This window comes from Sphingomonas sp. Y38-1Y, assembly GCF_032391395.1.
In the GTDB taxonomy this organism is placed as follows: Bacteria; Pseudomonadota; Alphaproteobacteria; order Sphingomonadales; family Sphingomonadaceae; genus Sphingomonas.
Window position 1 is genome coordinate 2,404,423 of sequence record NZ_CP135916.1, and the last position, 15,956, is coordinate 2,420,378.

Annotated in this window: 12 protein-coding genes; 4 read left to right on the top strand and 8 right to left on the bottom strand. The window is 68.0% G+C overall.

Features of this window, described 5'->3' with window-relative positions; translation table 11 throughout:
• Positions 1 to 135: 135 nt before the first annotated feature.
• The 4 genes from RS883_RS11450 to RS883_RS11465 form a co-directional block, all read right to left on the bottom strand.
• Positions 136 to 756, bottom strand: coding sequence for an ATP-binding cassette domain-containing protein (locus RS883_RS11450; protein WP_315760328.1), 621 nt, complete (start codon positions 754 to 756; stop codon positions 136 to 138).
• Entirely contained in the window at positions 746 to 1,426 is a 681-nt protein-coding gene (modB, locus tag RS883_RS11455; protein ID WP_315765083.1) for a molybdate ABC transporter permease subunit, read from the bottom strand. Before modB ends, RS883_RS11450 begins: the two co-directional genes overlap by 11 nt.
• Before the next feature lie 189 nt (positions 1,427 to 1,615).
• Positions 1,616 to 3,556 carry a glycoside hydrolase family 127 protein gene (locus RS883_RS11460; protein ID WP_315760329.1) on the bottom strand — a complete coding sequence of 647 codons (1,941 nt, stop codon included), beginning with the start codon at positions 3,554 to 3,556 and terminating at the stop codon, positions 1,616 to 1,618.
• Between the two features lie 144 nt (positions 3,557 to 3,700).
• Positions 3,701 to 4,963, bottom strand: a complete 1,263-nt coding sequence (locus RS883_RS11465) for a hypothetical protein (RefSeq protein WP_315760330.1) — start codon at positions 4,961 to 4,963, stop codon at positions 3,701 to 3,703.
• A 170-nt stretch (positions 4,964 to 5,133) separates the two neighbouring features.
• Between RS883_RS11465 and RS883_RS11470 the strand changes: the two genes are divergently transcribed.
• From RS883_RS11470 to RS883_RS11485, 4 genes are all read left to right on the top strand, one after another.
• A complete protein-coding gene (locus RS883_RS11470) occupies positions 5,134 to 5,817 on the top strand; it encodes an SDR family NAD(P)-dependent oxidoreductase (RefSeq protein WP_315760331.1) in 684 nt (227 codons plus the stop codon).
• 252 nt (positions 5,818 to 6,069) lie between these two features.
• Positions 6,070 to 8,871 carry a DNA gyrase subunit A gene (gyrA, locus tag RS883_RS11475; RefSeq protein WP_315760332.1) on the top strand — a complete coding sequence of 934 codons (2,802 nt, stop codon included), beginning with the start codon at positions 6,070 to 6,072 and terminating at the stop codon, positions 8,869 to 8,871.
• A complete protein-coding gene (locus RS883_RS11480) occupies positions 8,861 to 9,217 on the top strand; it encodes a DUF952 domain-containing protein (protein WP_315760333.1) in 357 nt (118 codons plus the stop codon). The genes gyrA and RS883_RS11480 overlap by 11 nt, the downstream gene beginning before the upstream one ends.
• A gap of 79 nt (positions 9,218 to 9,296) precedes the next feature.
• Positions 9,297 to 10,358, top strand: a complete 1,062-nt coding sequence (locus tag RS883_RS11485) for an SDR family oxidoreductase (RefSeq protein ID WP_315760334.1) — start codon at positions 9,297 to 9,299, stop codon at positions 10,356 to 10,358.
• 13 nt (positions 10,359 to 10,371) lie between these two features.
• On the opposite strand, the gene RS883_RS11490 is transcribed toward RS883_RS11485, so the two are convergent.
• The 4 genes from RS883_RS11490 to RS883_RS11505 form a co-directional block, all read right to left on the bottom strand.
• Positions 10,372 to 11,757, bottom strand: a complete 1,386-nt coding sequence (locus RS883_RS11490; protein WP_315760335.1) for an alpha,alpha-trehalose-phosphate synthase (UDP-forming) — start codon at positions 11,755 to 11,757, stop codon at positions 10,372 to 10,374.
• On the bottom strand, positions 11,754 to 13,550 hold the full coding sequence (locus tag RS883_RS11495) for a glycoside hydrolase family 15 protein (RefSeq protein WP_315760336.1): 1,797 nt from the start codon (positions 13,548 to 13,550) through the stop codon (positions 11,754 to 11,756). The genes RS883_RS11490 and RS883_RS11495 overlap by 4 nt, the downstream gene beginning before the upstream one ends.
• Positions 13,547 to 14,302: a trehalose-phosphatase gene (gene otsB / locus RS883_RS11500; protein WP_315760337.1), complete on the bottom strand. Its 756-nt coding sequence runs from the start codon at positions 14,300 to 14,302 to the stop codon at positions 13,547 to 13,549. The genes RS883_RS11495 and otsB overlap by 4 nt, the downstream gene beginning before the upstream one ends.
• 71 nt (positions 14,303 to 14,373) lie before the next feature.
• Positions 14,374 to 15,846, bottom strand: coding sequence for an NAD(P)/FAD-dependent oxidoreductase (locus tag RS883_RS11505; protein WP_315760338.1), 1,473 nt, complete (start codon positions 15,844 to 15,846; stop codon positions 14,374 to 14,376).
• Positions 15,847 to 15,956: the final 110 nt, after the last annotated feature.

Consider the following 15,956-nt stretch of genomic DNA (forward strand, 5'->3'; position numbering starts at 1 on the left):
GAAGGGGAGGTGGCAGGCCGCAGGCCTGACGGAGGGGTAGGTCTCCTCGAGCGCTTACGTTTCGTTGGAGGCGACTACCCCTCCACCCCCGCTTTGCGGCGGTCTCCCTCCCCCTCCGGGGAGGAACTTAGGAGATCACATTCGCACAATCCGCGAGCCCAGCCGCTCCGCCTCTTCCGCATCGTGCGTGACCAGCAGGATCGGAAGCTTCAGCCGATCGCGAACGTCCTCGACCGCGCGCGCGACTTCTTCGCGGCGGGCGACGTCGAGGAAGCTCATCGGCTCATCCAAGAGCAGGAAGTCCGGCGCGCTGAGCAGTGCCCGCCCGATCGCCACGCGGCGCGCCTCGCCGCCTGAAAGGCTGCGGGGGCGGCGGCGGAGCAGGTGTTCGATCCCCAGCAGGGCGACGACAGCGTCGAAGTCGATCCACCGCCGTTTGCCGGCCGCCCGCCGCTCGCCATAGCGCAGGTTCGCCGCGACGCTGAGGTGCGGGAACAGCCGCCCGTCCTGGAAGACATAACCCGCCCGCCGTGCCTCGGGCGGCAGGTCGATGCGCGCGGCGCTGTCGAAGAGCGTGCGGCCGTTGACGCTCACCCGCCCCTCGTCGGGACGGAGCAGCCCCGCCACCATGTCGAGTACGCTGGTCTTGCCCGCGCCCGACGGGCCGAACAGCACCGTCACCCCCGCCCCGCCCTCGACATGCGCCGACACCAGCGCATCGCCACGGCGCTTCACCAGCGACAGTTCAAAGGACATGGCCGCTCCGCCCACGCGCCAGCGCCTCCGACGCGATCAGCGCGGCGAGCGAGAGCACGACCGACACCACCGCCAGCCGCCAGACCTGCGCATCGCCGCCCGGCACCTGGAGCGCCGAATAGATCGCGATCGGCAGCGTCCGCGTCTCGCCCGGGATGTTCGAGACGAAGGTGATCGTCGCGCCGAATTCCCCCAGCGCGCGTGCAAAACCCAGCACCGCGCCCGCGAGCACGCCAGGCAGGCTCAGCGGGAGCGTGATGCTGAAGAAGCTGTCCAGCCGCCCCGCCCCCAGGGTCCGCGCCGCGCCCTCCAGCCGGCGGTCGACCGCCTCGATCGACAGTCGCATCGCGCGGACCATCAGCGGCAGCGCCATCACCCCCGCCGCGATCGCCGCCCCCGTCCAGCGGAACAGCACGCTCGCGCCAAACCAGCGCTCCAGCGGCCCACCGAGCGGCCCTACCGGCGCAAACGCCATGAGGAGGAGCCAGCCGGTGACGACCGGCGGCAGCACGAGCGGCAGATGGACGATCCCGTCGAGCAGCACGCGTCCCGGAAACCGGCCGCGCGCAAGGATCCAAGCGAGCGCGAACGCGACCGGCAACGTCGCCGCCACCGCCACCCCGCCGACGAGCAGCGACAGGCGGACGACTTCCCATTCGTCAGGCGACAGCGTGAACACGCACCCGTGTTTACGGGCTAGAGCGCCGGCGGCAACGTCAAACGGCAGATCCTCCCCCGGCGGGGGAGGTGGCAGCCGCAGGCTGACGGAGGGGTACTCGCCGCAAACGCATCGCTTGCGGCCATGCCCCTCCACCCCCGCTTTGCGGCGGTCCCTCCCCCCTCCGGGGGAGGATCTAGGTCAGGCCAGCTTCCAGTAGGTCGCGTACCGCTCATGCGCGATGCGATGATAAGGCACCATCCGTACCGGCGTGCCGTCCGCCGCCGGCACGGTGAAGTCGAGCCCCGCGCCACGCCGCTCGATCCGCGCGGCCAGTTCCTGCGGATCGCCGGCCAGCTGCGGCACCGCGACCGGCCTGTCGTTGTACTTGCCGAACAATCGCTCGTTGACGACGATGTCCGCGCCCGGCGCCAGTCCCTCTCGCCCCAGCGTGCCCGCCAGCATCAGCGGACCATAGGTGAAGGCGACGATGTCCGGCGCGGCGGGCACCGGCTCGGCCCGCGGCGTCATGTCGAGCTGCAACGTCACCTCGTCGCCATCGCGCCAGCGCCGCTCGACCGCGACATAGCTGCCGGGCGCCGCCGACCGTGCGACTTCCTGCCCGTTGACGAGCACCACCGCCGCGCGGCTCCAGCCCGGATGGCGCAGCATCAGCGTCAGCTCGGCCGGCGTCTTCATCGACCAGCGCAGCCGCGTCGCCGCCTCGTCGGGGAAGCGCGTGACCTGCGTCAGCTTGGCACGCTTCGCCTTCCATTCGACTGCCGAGGGGATGAACAGGTTCACGTAGAGCGCGCGATCGTCGTGGAAGTAGATCGAATCGCGATACTTGACGTGGTTCTCCATCCCCGTGCCGGTGCAGCACCAGAAGCTGTCCTCCGGCGTGTGATAGAGCTTCATGTACCCCGGCTTCGCGCCCTGAAAATAGGTCGCCATCCCGCTGTCGGGGTCCTGCGAGGCGAGGATGCCGTTGTAGAGCGTCCGCTCGTAATAATCGCCATATTCGGCGGTCGGCGTCTCTAGGAACAGCGCACGCGTCAGCCGCAGCATGTTGTGCTGGCAGCAGGTCTCCGACGCCTTGGGCGAGAAGACGTGTTCGGCGGTGTCGACCGGCGCAAAGAAATGCTCGTTGTCGCCATGCCCGCCGCTGGCAAAGGATCGCGTGCGCGCGACCGTCCGCCAGAAGAAGCGCGCGGCGTCGCGATAACGCGGATCGCCTGTCGTCTCATACACGCGCTGGAAACCGGTGATCTTGGGCACCTGCGTATTGGCATGCAGGCCGTCGAGATGATCGCGGCCCTTGGCGAGCGGATCGAGGATCGCCCTGTGCGAGAAGCGCCGCGACAGCTCGCGATACTCGGCATTGCCGGTCATCGCGTAGAGATCGGCATAGATTTCGTTCATGCCGCCATGCTCGGTCGCCAGCATCGCCTCGAACTCGGCATCGCTCAGCGGGCGGCAGGCGGCGACACCCCAGTCGGCCAGCCGGATGAGTACCTCGCGAGAAGGCTTGCTGTCGGCCAGCAGCACCGCGTCGCGCAGGCCCGCATAGACCTTGTGCAGCGTGTACCATGGCACGCCGGTGATCTTCTCGCCGCGCAGGTGTCGGGCGAGCAGCGCCGGGCCATCGGGGAAGGCGCAGACGAGACCGCTCTTGGCGGCCACCTGACAGGCGGCAAGCTCCCGCGCGATATGGTCGATGCGCGCGGCATAGCGCTTGTCGCCGGTGCTGCGATGGGCGAGCGCGCAGGCCGACAGATAATGGCCGAGCGTATGGCCGTGGCAGTTGATGTCCGCCCAGGTCGCCTCCGACTCCCACCCGCCATAGACCGCCGCGCGCGGCTTGAGCCCGGCATTGACGCGGAAGTTGTGGAGCATCCGGTCGGGCTCCAGCCGCATCAGATACGCCTCGGTCATGCGCTGGGCGTGGAGGAACGGTCCCTCATGCAATTCGACGTCGGCCATGTCGAAGGGCTGGAGTTTGGGGGTGAACGCGACCGAGGGCGGCGGTGGCGGTGCGGACGTCTGGGCGATCGCGATCTCGGATGCGCCGAGCGCGAGGGCACCGGTCCCGACCCCGGCCAGAAAGGTGCGGCGCGAATGGCCGCCCGTAACGCTCGACATAGTCTCTCCCGATCCTTCTATTTAGTCAGACTAAATGGCGGATCGACCGGAATCAACTTGGTTTCTGCCCCGTACGCCGGCCAAGCGGCGCACAAAAAAGGGCCGGGGGTCGCCCCCCGGCCCTTCTTCATCGCTGAACCCGGATCAGTTCGACGCGGTCGCCGTGCCCGGCGTCGCCAGCCACTGCTTCCAGAACGTCGCGATCTCCGCCTTGGGCTGGGTCTTCACGACCTCGAACGCGGTGCCCGCCTCGGCGCGGTTGCCCGTGCCGACCAGCGCGTTGCCGAGGCGGAGGTTGACCTCCTCGGTGTTCACGCCGCCCTTCTGAAGGCCGAGCTTATAGAACTCGACCGCCTTGGCGTAGTTGCCGCTGCCCAGATACGCGTCGCCCAGCTGCGCCGCCGACTTGCCGTTCGCCGCCGAGCGTGCCTTGCCCTCGAGCGCCGCGAGCGAGCCCTCGACCTTGATCGCCGAGTTGGCATCATTGAGCAGCTGCGCCAGGCCCGTCGGCTGGATCTTGCCGGCCGCACGGCCCTCTTCGATCACAGCCTTGGTCTCGAACGGAAGGCCGACGCGGTACGCGATGTCGGCATATTCGAGATAGTCGTTCTGGTCCGCCAGCGACTTGGTCTGGCGCATCAGGCGGAACAGGTCGAGCTTGCCCTGATTGTCGAGCTGCGCGCTGTCGCGATAGACGAGCAGCGAGCGACGCCAGTTCTTGGCGTTGGGATAGTCGTTGAGCTGCATGCGCAGCCACTTGCTGACGCCTGCCGAATCCTTGGCGCCATAAAGCTTAGCGACGGCAAGGTCGTACCACGAATCGGGAACCGGCTGCCCGGCCGCCTTCTTGGCCTGCACCGCCTTTTCGAGCTCGGCGACACCGCCCTGCGCGTTGCCCAGGTCGAATTGGGTCTGCGCGATGCTGAGCGTCAGGTTCTCGGCATCGTTGTAGCCGAGCTGCTGCGCCTGCTGGAGATAGCGCAGCGCGCCCTGATAGTCCTTCTCCTGGCGCGCGATGTCGCCGCGGACGAAGGTCAGGCGCGGCTTGTCCTGCGTGCGCGGGTCGGCGAGCAGCGTGTCGAGTGCGGCCTTCATACCCGCGGTGTTCTTCTTGCGCGCCTCGAGCGGCAGGCGGAGCTGCGCGGCGAAATACTTCTCGTCGTCGTTCTTGATGAGCGCTTCGGCCGCGGTCAGCTGCGTGTCGGCAGTCGCGGTGTCGTTGGCCTGGAGCGCGGTCTGCGCGGCCATCGCCGCCTTGCGGAACTCCTCGCCGACCTTGAGCGCAGGGGCCTCGCCCTCCTTGCCCTTCTTCTGCTTCTGGGCGGGAGCGGCCGGCGACGCGGTCGCGACGGCGACGCCGCCGAGCGCCAGCATCGCGGTAAGCGCGGCCTTGGTCACGATCGACATGGGTAAACTTCTCCTCTCGGGGGACCTTAGCCCCTAAATGCCCCGGCGGCGGCATTCAAGCCGACGCGCTTGCGTCCGTCCGTGGCAGACGGGCGGTGAACGCTTTTTGAACGCCTGCGCTCCCGCCGGTCCGAATTGACGCCCGCGCGGCCGCTCCCTAGCGCGGCGCGATGGGATCGGCAGTCATCATCGGCGCCTCGGGCGGGATGGGCAAGGCACTGGCCGACGCGATTGAGGAAGAGGGCAACCACGACCGCGTCTGGCGCTTCTCGCGCGCCGACGGCTTCGACCTGACCGACGAGGCGAGCATCGCCGCCGCGGCCGCGCGTGTGGCAGCGGGGCCGGCGCCGACGCTGGTGATCGTCGCGACGGGCATCCTGCACGAGGGCGGCCACGGCCCCGAAAAGGCGCTCAAGGATATCGACGCCGACTGGCTGGCGCGTGTCTATGCCATCAACGCGATCGGGCCGGCGCTGGTCGCCAAGCATTTCGTGCCCCTGCTTCCCAAGAGCGGCACGCCCGTGTTCGCGGCGCTGTCGGCGCGGGTGGGATCGATCGGCGACAACGCGCTGGGCGGCTGGCACGGCTATCGCGCGTCGAAGGCGGCGCTCAACATGCTCCTGCGCAACGTCGCGATCGAGCTGAAGCGGCGGAGCGAGCGCGCGATTGTCGTCGGCCTCCATCCGGGCACGGTCGATACCGATCTGTCCAAGCCGTTCCAGGGCAACGTCGCGCCCGGAAAGCTGTTCGCCCCCGACCGCGCGGCGCTGCAACTGCTCGACGTGATCGAAGGGCTAAAGCCGCAGGACAGCGGCAAGGTCTTCGCCTGGGACGGGGCCGAGGTGCCGTTCTGACCGAACTCGCGCGCCCAGCCACATCGTCACCCCGGACTTGATCCGGGGTCCCGCTTCTTTCTTCTTCGTCAGGAGGCAGAAGAAGCGGGACCCCGGCTCGGAGGCCGGGGTGACGAGAAGATCGGATACACGGCACCCGGTCACGGCAAGTCACGGCGGCTCCCCCACGCGCACGCGTGCGCGAGGCTTGTTCGGCCGGGCGGAGGGGTCTAGGACCGTCACAGAACCTCCACACGAAAGCGAAAGCCTGCCTTGACCGACGAGACGTTGCTCGCCGACCCTTCGGACATTTCCCCCATCTCGATCGTCGACGAGATGAAGTCGAGCTATCTCGACTATGCCATGTCGGTCATCGTCGCGCGCGCGCTGCCCGACGTTCGCGACGGCCTGAAGCCCGTCCATCGCCGCATCCTGTTCTCGGCGAGCGAGAGCGGCTTCACCTACAACAAGCCCTATCGCAAGTCGGCGCGCATCGTCGGCGACGTCATCGGTAAGTACCATCCGCACGGCGACACCGCGATCTACGATGCGCTGGCCCGCATGACCCAGGACTGGTCGATGCGCGTGCCGCTAATCGACGGCCAGGGCAATTTCGGCTCGATGGACCCCGATCCGCCGGCGGCGATGCGGTATACCGAGGCGCGGCTGGCCCGCGTCACCAACGAACTGCTGGCGGACCTCGACAAGGACACCGTCGACTTCCAGCCCAATTACGACGGGTCGGAGCATGAGCCGACCGTCCTTCCGGCGCGCTTTCCCAACCTGCTCGTCAACGGCGCGGGCGGCATCGCCGTCGGCATGGCGACCAACGTGCCGCCGCATAATCTGGGCGAAGTCGTCAACGCCTGCCTCGCCTATGTCGACAGCCAGGGTGCGGTGACCGCCGACGAGCTGATGGAGATCGTCCCCGGCCCCGACTTCCCGACCGGCGCGATCATCCTCGGCCGCTCGGGCATCCGAAGCGCACACGGCACCGGCCGCGGCTCGATCATCCTGCGCAGCCGCCACACCTTCGAACAGCGCGGTGAGCGCCGCTCGATCGTCCTGACCGAGATCCCCTTCCAGCAGGGCAAGAACGCGCTGGTCGAGAAGATCGCGGAGGCCGCGAAGGACAAGCGCGTCGAGGGCGTCAGCGACATTCGCGACGAATCGAACCGCGAGGGCGTGCGGATCGTCATCGACCTGAAGCGCGACGCGACGCCCGAAGTCGTGCTCAACCAGATCTGGCGCCACACGCCCGCGCAGTCGAGCTTCGCCGCCAACATGCTCGCGATCCGCGGCGGCCGGCCCGAGCTCCTCAACCTGCGTGACATCATCGAGAGCTTCGTCCGGTTTCGCGAGGAGGTCATCACCCGCCGCTCGAAGTTCGAGCTGGCCAAGGCCCGCGACCGCGCGCACATCTTGCTCGGCCTCGTCATCGCGGTCACCAACCTGGACGAGGTGGTTCGCATCATCCGCGGGTCGGAAAGCCCCGCGGCGGCCCGCCACGCGCTCCTGATGCGCGAATGGCCGATCGGCGAGATCATCCAGTACATCCACCTGGTCGAGGCGATGGACGAGGAGGTCGAGGGCGACACCTATCGCCTGTCCGACGTCCAGGTCCGCGCGATCCTGGACCTCAGGCTCCACCGCCTGACCGCACTCGGCCGCGACGAGATCGGCGGCGAGCTTGCCGAACTCGCCGCCTCGATCGCCGAATTGCTCGAGATCCTCGGCAACCGCGTCAAGCTCTACGAAGTGATGCGCGGCGAGCTGGTCGAGGTGCGCGACGCCTTCGCCACCCCGCGCCGGACCGAGATCGCCGCCGCCGCCGACGGGATCGAGGACGAAGACCTGATCGAGCGCGAGGACATGGTCGTTACCGTGACCATGCAGGGCTATATCAAGCGCACCCCGCTCGATGCGTTCCGCGCCCAGGCGCGCGGCGGCAAGGGCCGCGCCGGCATGGCGACCAAGGACGAGGATGCGGTCACCAACCTGTTCGTCACCTCGACGCACACGCCAGTGCTGTTCTTCTCCACGCTCGGCCGCGTCTATCGCATGAAGGTGTGGCGCCTGCCCGAGGGCGGGCCGGCGACGCGCGGGCGACCGATGGTCAACCTCCTCCCGCTGGCGGCGGGCGAGACGATCTCGACCGTACTGCCACTGCCGGAGGACGAGGCCGAGTGGGGCAAGCTCCACGTCATGTTCGCGACCGCGCGCGGCTCGGTCCGCCGCAACTCGATGGACGCGTTTACCAACGTGCCCACCGCCGGCAAGATCGCGATGAAGTTCGAGGGTGAGGACGCCGACGATCGCCTGATCGGCGTCGCGTTGCTGGAAGAGGGCGACGATGTCCTGCTCGCCAGCCGCCAGGGCAAGGCGATCCGCTTCCCCGGCGAGGACGTTCGCGAATTTCAGAGCCGCAACTCGACCGGCGTGCGCGGCATGAGCCTGCGCACCGACGACGAGGTGATTTCACTGTCGATCCTCCACCGCGCCGGCATCCGCGACCAGGACGAGCGCGAGGAGTATCTCCGCTTCGCCGCCTGGAAGCCCGAGCGCGATGGCGAGATGGCCGATCAGGAACGCTATGCCGAGCTTCAGGCGCGCGAGCAGTTCATCCTGACCGTCTGCGCCAACGGCTATGGCAAGCTGTCCTCCGCCTATGAGTATCGCCGCACCGGCCGCGGCGGCCAGGGCATCACGAACATCGACAATATCGGCCGCAACGGCCCGGTGGTCGCCAGCTTCCCCGCCTCCAAGAGCGACCAGCTCATGCTCGTCACCGACCAGGCCAAGCTGATCCGCATGCCGCTCACGTCGCTGCGCGTCATCGGCCGCGGCTCGGCGGGCGTGCGGCTGTTCAACGTCGGCGACGGCGAGCATGTCGTGGGCGTCGCGCGCATCGACGAGGAGCCAGAGCCCGAGAACGCCGCTGAGGCGCTGATCGCTGAGGAGCGCGAGGAACTGGCCGAGCTCGAAGCCGACAAGGCGATCGTCGTCGACGACGGCACCAGCGAAGCGACGCTCAGCGAGCGTGTCGAGGAAGAGGATGACGACGATGCCGAATGATCGTCCGACACTCGCCTACAAGGTGTTAACGGCCGATCAGATGGCCGCGCTGGAGGCGGACGGCACCTTTGCCGGCGCGCCGGTGGATCTCGCCGACGGCTACGTCCATCTGTCCACCGCCGCGCAGCTCACCGAGACGGTCGACAAGCACTTCGCCGGGCAGGCCGATCTTCATGTCGCGGCGGTCGACCTGGAAGCGCTGGGCGAGACGGTGAAGTGGGAAGAAAGCCGCGGCGGGCAGCTGTTCCCGCACATCTACGGCGCGCTGCCGCTGGAAGCGGTGGTGGCGTACGGCCCGCTTCAGCTTGGAGACGATGGCGTCGTGCGGCTGCCCGTCGCCGGCTGAGGGATAGAGACTGCTCCTGCATCGTTAAGTGACGGAACGGCCGTGCATTTCAGCCGGCCGCAATCCGATCGGAACGATGATGAGCAAGACTGCCCTGGTCGTGGGTGCAAGCGGGATCGTCGGCAGCGCGGCGGCGCGTCTGCTGGTCGAGCGCGGCTGGCGGGTTCACGGATTGGCGCGGCGGCCCGTCGCACAGGACGGGGTCGTCCCGGTCGCCGCCGACCTGTTGGACGCCGCCGGCACGCGCGCGGCAATCGGCGGCCTCTCGCCCGACGCCGTCTTCATCACCACCTGGCTGCGGCAGGACAGCGAGGCGGAGAACATCCGCGTCAACAGCGCGATGGTCCGCAATCTGCTGGATGCGCTGCCCCGTCCTAACGGTCCGCGTCACGTCGCGCTCGTCACCGGGCTCAAGCATTATCTCGGCCCCTTCGAGGCCTATGGCCAGGGCAGCTTGCCCCAGACTCCGTTCCGAGAGACGCAGGGCCGCCTCGACATCGACAATTTCTATCACGCTCAGGAGGACGAGGTCTTCGCCGCCGCCGCGCGCGACGGCTTCAGCTGGAGCGTGCATCGCCCGCATACCGTGATCGGCAAGGCGGTCGGCAACGCCATGACCATGGGCACGACGCTCGCCGTCTATGCCACGCTGTGCCGCGAGCTCGGTCGTCCCTTCGTGTTCCCCGGTTCGGCCGCGCAGTGGGGGGGTCTCACCGACATGACCGATGCAGGGCAGCTCGCTCGACAACTGCTTTGGGCGACCGAAACGCCCGCCGCGCATGACGAGGCGTTCAACATCGTCAATGGCGACGTGTTTCGCTGGCAATGGATGTGGGGGCAGATCGCCGAGTGGTTCGGTCTGACGCCAGCACCCTTCGACGGCACCGCCCGCCCGCTCGCCGATCAGATGCAGGGCCTATCGGAGCCTTGGCGTGGGATCGCACAGCGAGAGGGCTTGGTCGAACCCGATCTCGACCGCCTGGCCTCGCCCTGGCACACCGACGCCGATCTCGGCCGCCCGATCGAGGTCGTGACCGACATGTCGAAGAGCCGTAAGCTGGGCTTCCTCGACTATCAGGCAACCGATGAGGCGTTCTTCGCCTTGTTCGAGCGGCTGCGCGCCGACCGGCTGATCCCCTAGCTGGCCGTCGGCGTCAGTTCGCCGCCACCTTCTCGATCAGCGCGTCGGTGAAACGCTTGCGCCACCACACCACGTCCTCCGCCTCGACATTGTCCATCATCGCGCGCCAGCGTTCGATGCGTTCGTAGAGCGGCATCTTCAGCGCGGCGATGATCGCGTCGCTGATCTCCTCGGCGCTGTACGGATTGATGAGCAGCGCGCCGACGCCCATCTGCGCCGCCGCACCGGCGAAGCGCGAGAGGATCAGGACGCCGGGGTTTTCGGGGTCCTGCGCCGCGACATATTCCTTGGCCACCAGGTTCATGCCGTCACGAAGCGGCGTCACCAGCCCGATCTTCGCCGCGCGATAGATACCGGCGAGCTGTTCGCGCGGATAGCCCTGGTTGACGTAGCGAATCGGCACCCAGTCGACATCGGCATAGGCGCCGTTGATCCGCCCCGACAGCCCGTCGAGCGCGGCACGGATCTTCTGATAACTTCCCACCGACCCGCGCGACGGCGGTGCGATCTGAAGCAGAAACACTTCCTTGCGCTCCTCGGGATGCGCCTGGAGGAAGCGTTCGTAGCCGAGGAAGCGCTCCTCCAGCCCCTTGGAATAATCGAGCCGGTCGACGCCGACGATCAGGTCGCGCCCAACCGCGCTGTCGCGCATCCGGCGGTAGGCGAGCCGCGCGGCGGGCGAGCGCGACGCCTCGATGAACTCGGTCGCGTCGATGCCGATCGGGTTGGCCATCACCTGCACGCGGCGGTCGCCGAGGCGCAGATACTCGCCCTCGACCACTGCCCCCATCTCGTCTACGGCATAGTCGCAGAAGCTGTCGAGCCATTCCTGCGTGTGGAAGCCGATCACGTCATAGTCGAACAGATGCCCGACCAGCTCGGCGGCCTCGGGAAGCACCGCCAACAGCCGGCGCGGCGGCCAGGGGATGTGGAGGAAGAAACCAATCCGGTTCTGGCACCCGCGGCGGCGCAGCTCGCTGCCCAGCGGGAACATGTGGTAATCCTGGATCCACACCGCATCGTCGGGTTCGATCAGCGGGCGGACGGTATCGGCAAAGCGCTGGTTAACGCGGCTGTACCCGCCGGCGAAGTCGCGCTCATATTCGGCCAGGTCGATGCGGTAATGGAACAGCGGCCACAACGTCCGGTTGGCGTAGCCGTTGTAATATTCGTCGACGTCCTGCTCTTCCAGGTCGACCGTCGCCGTGGTCACGTCGTCATAGCGCTGGAAATTGATGTGGCCGTTGAACTGTTCGGTCGTCTCGCCCGACCAGCCGAACCAGATGCCCTTATACTCGCGAAGCGCGGCCGCCAATGCCACCGCCAGTCCGCCCTGCGCCCCAGAATGCGAATCCTTGGGGGCCGAAACGCGGTTGGAGATGATGATGAGTCGACTCAACGGATCGCGCTCCATGGTTTACTCAGCAGGACGGCGCAGTTGATCATGCCGACCAGCGAATAGGTCTGCGGGTAATTGCCCCAAAGCTCGCCGGTGACGGGGTCGATATCCTCCGACAGCAGCCCCGCGCCCGTGCGGCGCGAGAGCATTTCCTCGAACAGCTCGCGCGCATCGCCATCGCGGCCGGTGAAGTGCAGCGCCTCGATGAGCCAGAAGGTGCACACGTTGAACGCGGTCTCGGGCAGGCCGAAATCATCCTCCGTGTCGTAGCGGAGCATGTGGCTGCCGCGCCTTAACCCATGTTCGACTGCCTCCAGCGTGCCGCGAAAGCGCGGGTCGTCGGGCGACTGGAAGCGCAGGTCGAGCAGCTGGATGAGGCTTGCGTCGAGGTCGTCGCCCGAGAAGGTCGCCGACATGCGCTGCGTGTCCTCGCGCCAGGCCGAGGTCTCGATCTTGTCGCGCATGATCGCCGCGCGGTCGTTCCAGAACTCGGCGCGGTCGGTCAGGCCCAGCCGCTCGGCCGCATTGCCCAGCCGGTCGCACGCCGCCCAGCACATCGCCGCCGAATAGGTGTGGACCGACTGGCGCGTGCGCAGCTCCCACAGGCCGGCATCGGGCTTGTCATAGAGCTCCCAGGCGCGCTCGCCGACGCGCTCCAGCGCCTCGAAATCCTCGACCCCCGCCATGCGGAACAGCCGCGCGTCGAAGAACGCCTGAACGTTGGACAGTACGATCTGGCCATAGGCGTCGTGCTGGACCTGCTCGGCCGCCTGGTTGCCGACGCGCACCGGCCCCATGCCGCGATAGCCGGCCAACCGCGGCGCCTGCACCTCCGGCAGCCGCTTCTCACCCAGCACGCCGTACAGCGGCTGAATCGAGCCGCCCTTGGCATCGTCGACGATGTTGCGAAGATAGCCGAGATAGCCCTCGAGCACGTCGAGCGCGCCGACGCGGTTCAGCGCCTGCACCGTGTAATAGGCGTCACGGATCCAGCAGTAGCGATAGTCCCAATTGCGCTGCGACCCGGCATGTTCGGGGATCGACGTCGTCAGCGCCGCGACGATCGCGCCCGTCTCCTCATGCTGACAAAGCTTGAGCGTGATCGCCGCGCGGATGACGACGTCCTGCCATTCGAGCGGGGTGGCAAGGCCGCGCGACCAATGCTGCCAATGCTGCGTCGTATAGGTCAGCATCTCCTCGACCGCCGTGGCGATGTCGCCGCCGAAGCTTTCGTCGGGGCCGAGGAAGAAGTAGAGAGGCCGCTCGACGCGGAACGGCAGCTCCTCCCAGAGCAGCCCGACCGGCGCATTGGTGGTGAGGCGAAGCTGCTGCCCCTCGAGCAGGAAGCGGATATGGTTCGAGCCCGACGTCCGCTCGACCGCGGCATCGCCCCAGCCGCGCGTCGGGCGAAGCCGCATGCGGATGCGCGGGCTGCCCGACACCGGCCGGATGACGCGCACGAACGCGACCGGGCGATAGGTGCGCCCCAGCCGTTCGAAGCGGGGGCAGAAGTCGATCACCTCGATCGCGCTGCCGCTCGCGTCGGTCATGCGGCTGACCAGGATCGGCGTGTTGCGGCGATACTCCTGCTTGACGCCGTGACAGTCCTGAAGATCGACCGACCACAGCCCCACCGCATCGTCGCTGGCCGGATCGCGGCCGTCGAGCAGCGAGGAGAAGACGGGATCGCCGTCGACGCGCGGCACGCAGCCCCACACGAGCCGGGCGGACGTGTCGATCAGCGCCGACACCTGGCAATTGCCGATCGGCCATAGGTCTAGGGTCGGGCTCACAGATATGCCTCCGTCGCGCGGGCCAGCCATTGGCGGACCGCGGTTACATCATCGAGTCGATAGCGGGCGTGCGTCTCTCGCTCCGGCCCGATCAGGATCCCGGCGCCGCCCAGCGCCTCGACCGCGCGAAAGCCGTCCTCGTCGGTGACGTCGTCACCCAGAAAGACGGGGCGGCTGCCGGCGAAGGGCGGCTCGCCCATCAGCCGCTCGATCGCCGCGCCCTTGTCGCCGGCACCGGCGCGCAGCTCGACCATCATCTTGCCGGGCTGGAGGTGGAGGCCGTGCGCGGCGGCGAGCCGTTCGGCCAGGGCATGCGCCTCGGCCTCCGCACCCGGCGCCATACGATAATGAAGGCCCGCGCCATAAGGCTTGGTCTCGACGATCACGCCCTCATGCCCGGCGGCAAACGCCCGCATCTCCGCCATGACGTCGTCGAGGCCGGCGGGCAGCTCGGGGCCGGCGGTGCGGCCATCGGGCCAGCGGAACTCGACGCCGTGGCTGCCGCCGATCACGAACGGCGTGCCGCCGAACATCGACACGATCCGCTCGCTCGCACGGCCGGTGACGATCGCCAGCCGCCCGTCGAGCGCATGGCCGACGCGCGCGAGCAGCCGGATCAGCTCGGCATCCGGATGGACGAGGTCGGGCCGGTCCTGAAGCTCGACGAGGGTGCCGTCGAAGTCGAGGAACAGCCCTGCTCCGCCGAGCAGGTCGCGCGGCGGCGCGGGCAATCGGGTGTTGGTGTCGATCAAGTCTGCCTCCGCACCCTTGGGAATGTTCCGGTCCCGGTGCGGTTCCGCAATGCGGCAAAAACCGATCCTTGTCAGGCCGCGTCTTTGCGCGCCGTCTCGGGGCTGGCGAACTCCATCGCATCGTCGACGCGGCCGAAGCGGAGCGCCATCAGGTCCTTGAGGTAATTCTGATGCAGCCGCCACGGCGCGCGCCGGCCCTGCTTGGGAAAACGGTCGACCGCGCGCTGGACATAGGTGGAGGTGAAATCGAGGAACGCCTCGTCCCCCGCCTCGCCCTCGCCCACCCGCGGCGTTGCCGACCGCATGCCCTTCGCACGCATCGCCTTGAGCAAGCGACAGACATAGGCGGCGGTCAGGTCGGCCTTCAGCGTCCATGACGCGTTGGTATAGCCGAAGACATAGGCGAGGTTCGGCACGTCGCTGAACATCATCCCCTTGTAGTTCAGCGTCCTGGCGAAATCGATCGGCGTGCCGTCGAAACTGACGGGCATGTCGTCCATCAGCTTGAGCTCCAGCCCGGTCGCGGTGACCACGATGTCGGCGGGCACATGCGTGCCGTCGGCCATGACGATGCCGTCCGCGTCGAAACGCTCGATGCTGCCGGTGACGACGCTCGCCCGCCCCGTGCGCAGCGCCTCGAACAGGTCGCCGTCGGGCACAAGGCACAGCCGCTGGTCCCAGGGGTCGTAGCGCGGGGTGAAGTGCGTCTCGACATCGTAATCGGGGCCGAGATGGTCGCGCACCCAGCCGATCAGCTTCTTCGCCGCCGGCTTCGGGTTCTTGCGCATTTGGCTGTAGAAGAATTGCCCGATCAGCGCGTTGCGCCAGCGGATCGTCCGCGCCGCGCCGCCCGCACCCAGGGCGCGGCGAAGGCCATTGGCGACGCGATCGGCGGCCGGGCGCGCGACGACATAGGTCGGCGATCGCTGCACCATCGTCACCGCCGCGCCCTGGTCGGCGAGCGCGGGCACCAGCGTCATCGCCGTCGCGCCGCTGCCGATCACCGCGACGCGCTTGGCCGCGACGTTCAGGTCTTCGGGCCAGAACTGGGGATGGACGATCCGCCCGGCGAACGCCTCCGCGCCGGGAAACTTGGGCGCATGGCCGCGCTCGTAATCATAATAGCCCGTGCACATCACCACGAAGCGACAGGCGAACGTCCGCCGCTCCCCCGCCTGATCGATCGTCAGCGTCCACGCGGCATCGGCGCTCGACCAGTCGGCGGCAATGACGCGCGTTTGCGTCTGGATATGCGGCTCGACCCCGGTCTCGCGCGCGGTGTCCTGAAGATAGGACAGGATCGACCCGCCATCGGCGATCGCCTTCGCCCCCGTCCACGGCCGGAAGTTATAGCCGAGCGTGTACATGTCCGAATCCGACCGCACGCCGGGATAGCGGAACAGGTCCCAGGTCCCGCCCAGCCGCTCGCGCGCCTCCAGCACCGTGAAGCTGAGATCGGGACACTCGACCTTCAAATGCCGGGCCATGCCGATCCCCGACAAGCCGGCCCCCACCACCACGACATCGAACCACTGGTCGGCCATCAAGCGCTCTCCCGAGCGTACCGGATATTCGATTGGCTACGCCAGAACCACTTAAATCCGTTCGTCCTGAGTAGCCGCTGAGCCTGTCGAAGCGGCGTATCGAAGGACCG

What these genes read in the sequence shown, in the direction of transcription:
- RS883_RS11450 (WP_315760328.1), bottom strand. Translation starts at nt 756, where the DNA reads ATGTCCTTTGAACTGTCGCTGGTGAAGCGCCGTGGCGATGCGCTGGTG.
- RS883_RS11460 (WP_315760329.1), bottom strand. Translation starts at nt 3,556, where the DNA reads ATGTCGAGCGTTACGGGCGGCCATTCGCGCCGCACCTTTCTGGCCGGG.
- RS883_RS11465 (WP_315760330.1), bottom strand. Translation starts at nt 4,963, where the DNA reads ATGTCGATCGTGACCAAGGCCGCGCTTACCGCGATGCTGGCGCTCGGC.
- RS883_RS11470 (WP_315760331.1), top strand. Translation starts at nt 5,134, where the DNA reads ATGGGATCGGCAGTCATCATCGGCGCCTCGGGCGGGATGGGCAAGGCA.
- RS883_RS11480 (WP_315760333.1), top strand. Translation starts at nt 8,861, where the DNA reads ATGCCGAATGATCGTCCGACACTCGCCTACAAGGTGTTAACGGCCGAT.
- RS883_RS11485 (WP_315760334.1), top strand. Translation starts at nt 9,297, where the DNA reads ATGAGCAAGACTGCCCTGGTCGTGGGTGCAAGCGGGATCGTCGGCAGC.
- RS883_RS11505 (WP_315760338.1), bottom strand. Translation starts at nt 15,846, where the DNA reads ATGGCCGACCAGTGGTTCGATGTCGTGGTGGTGGGGGCCGGCTTGTCG.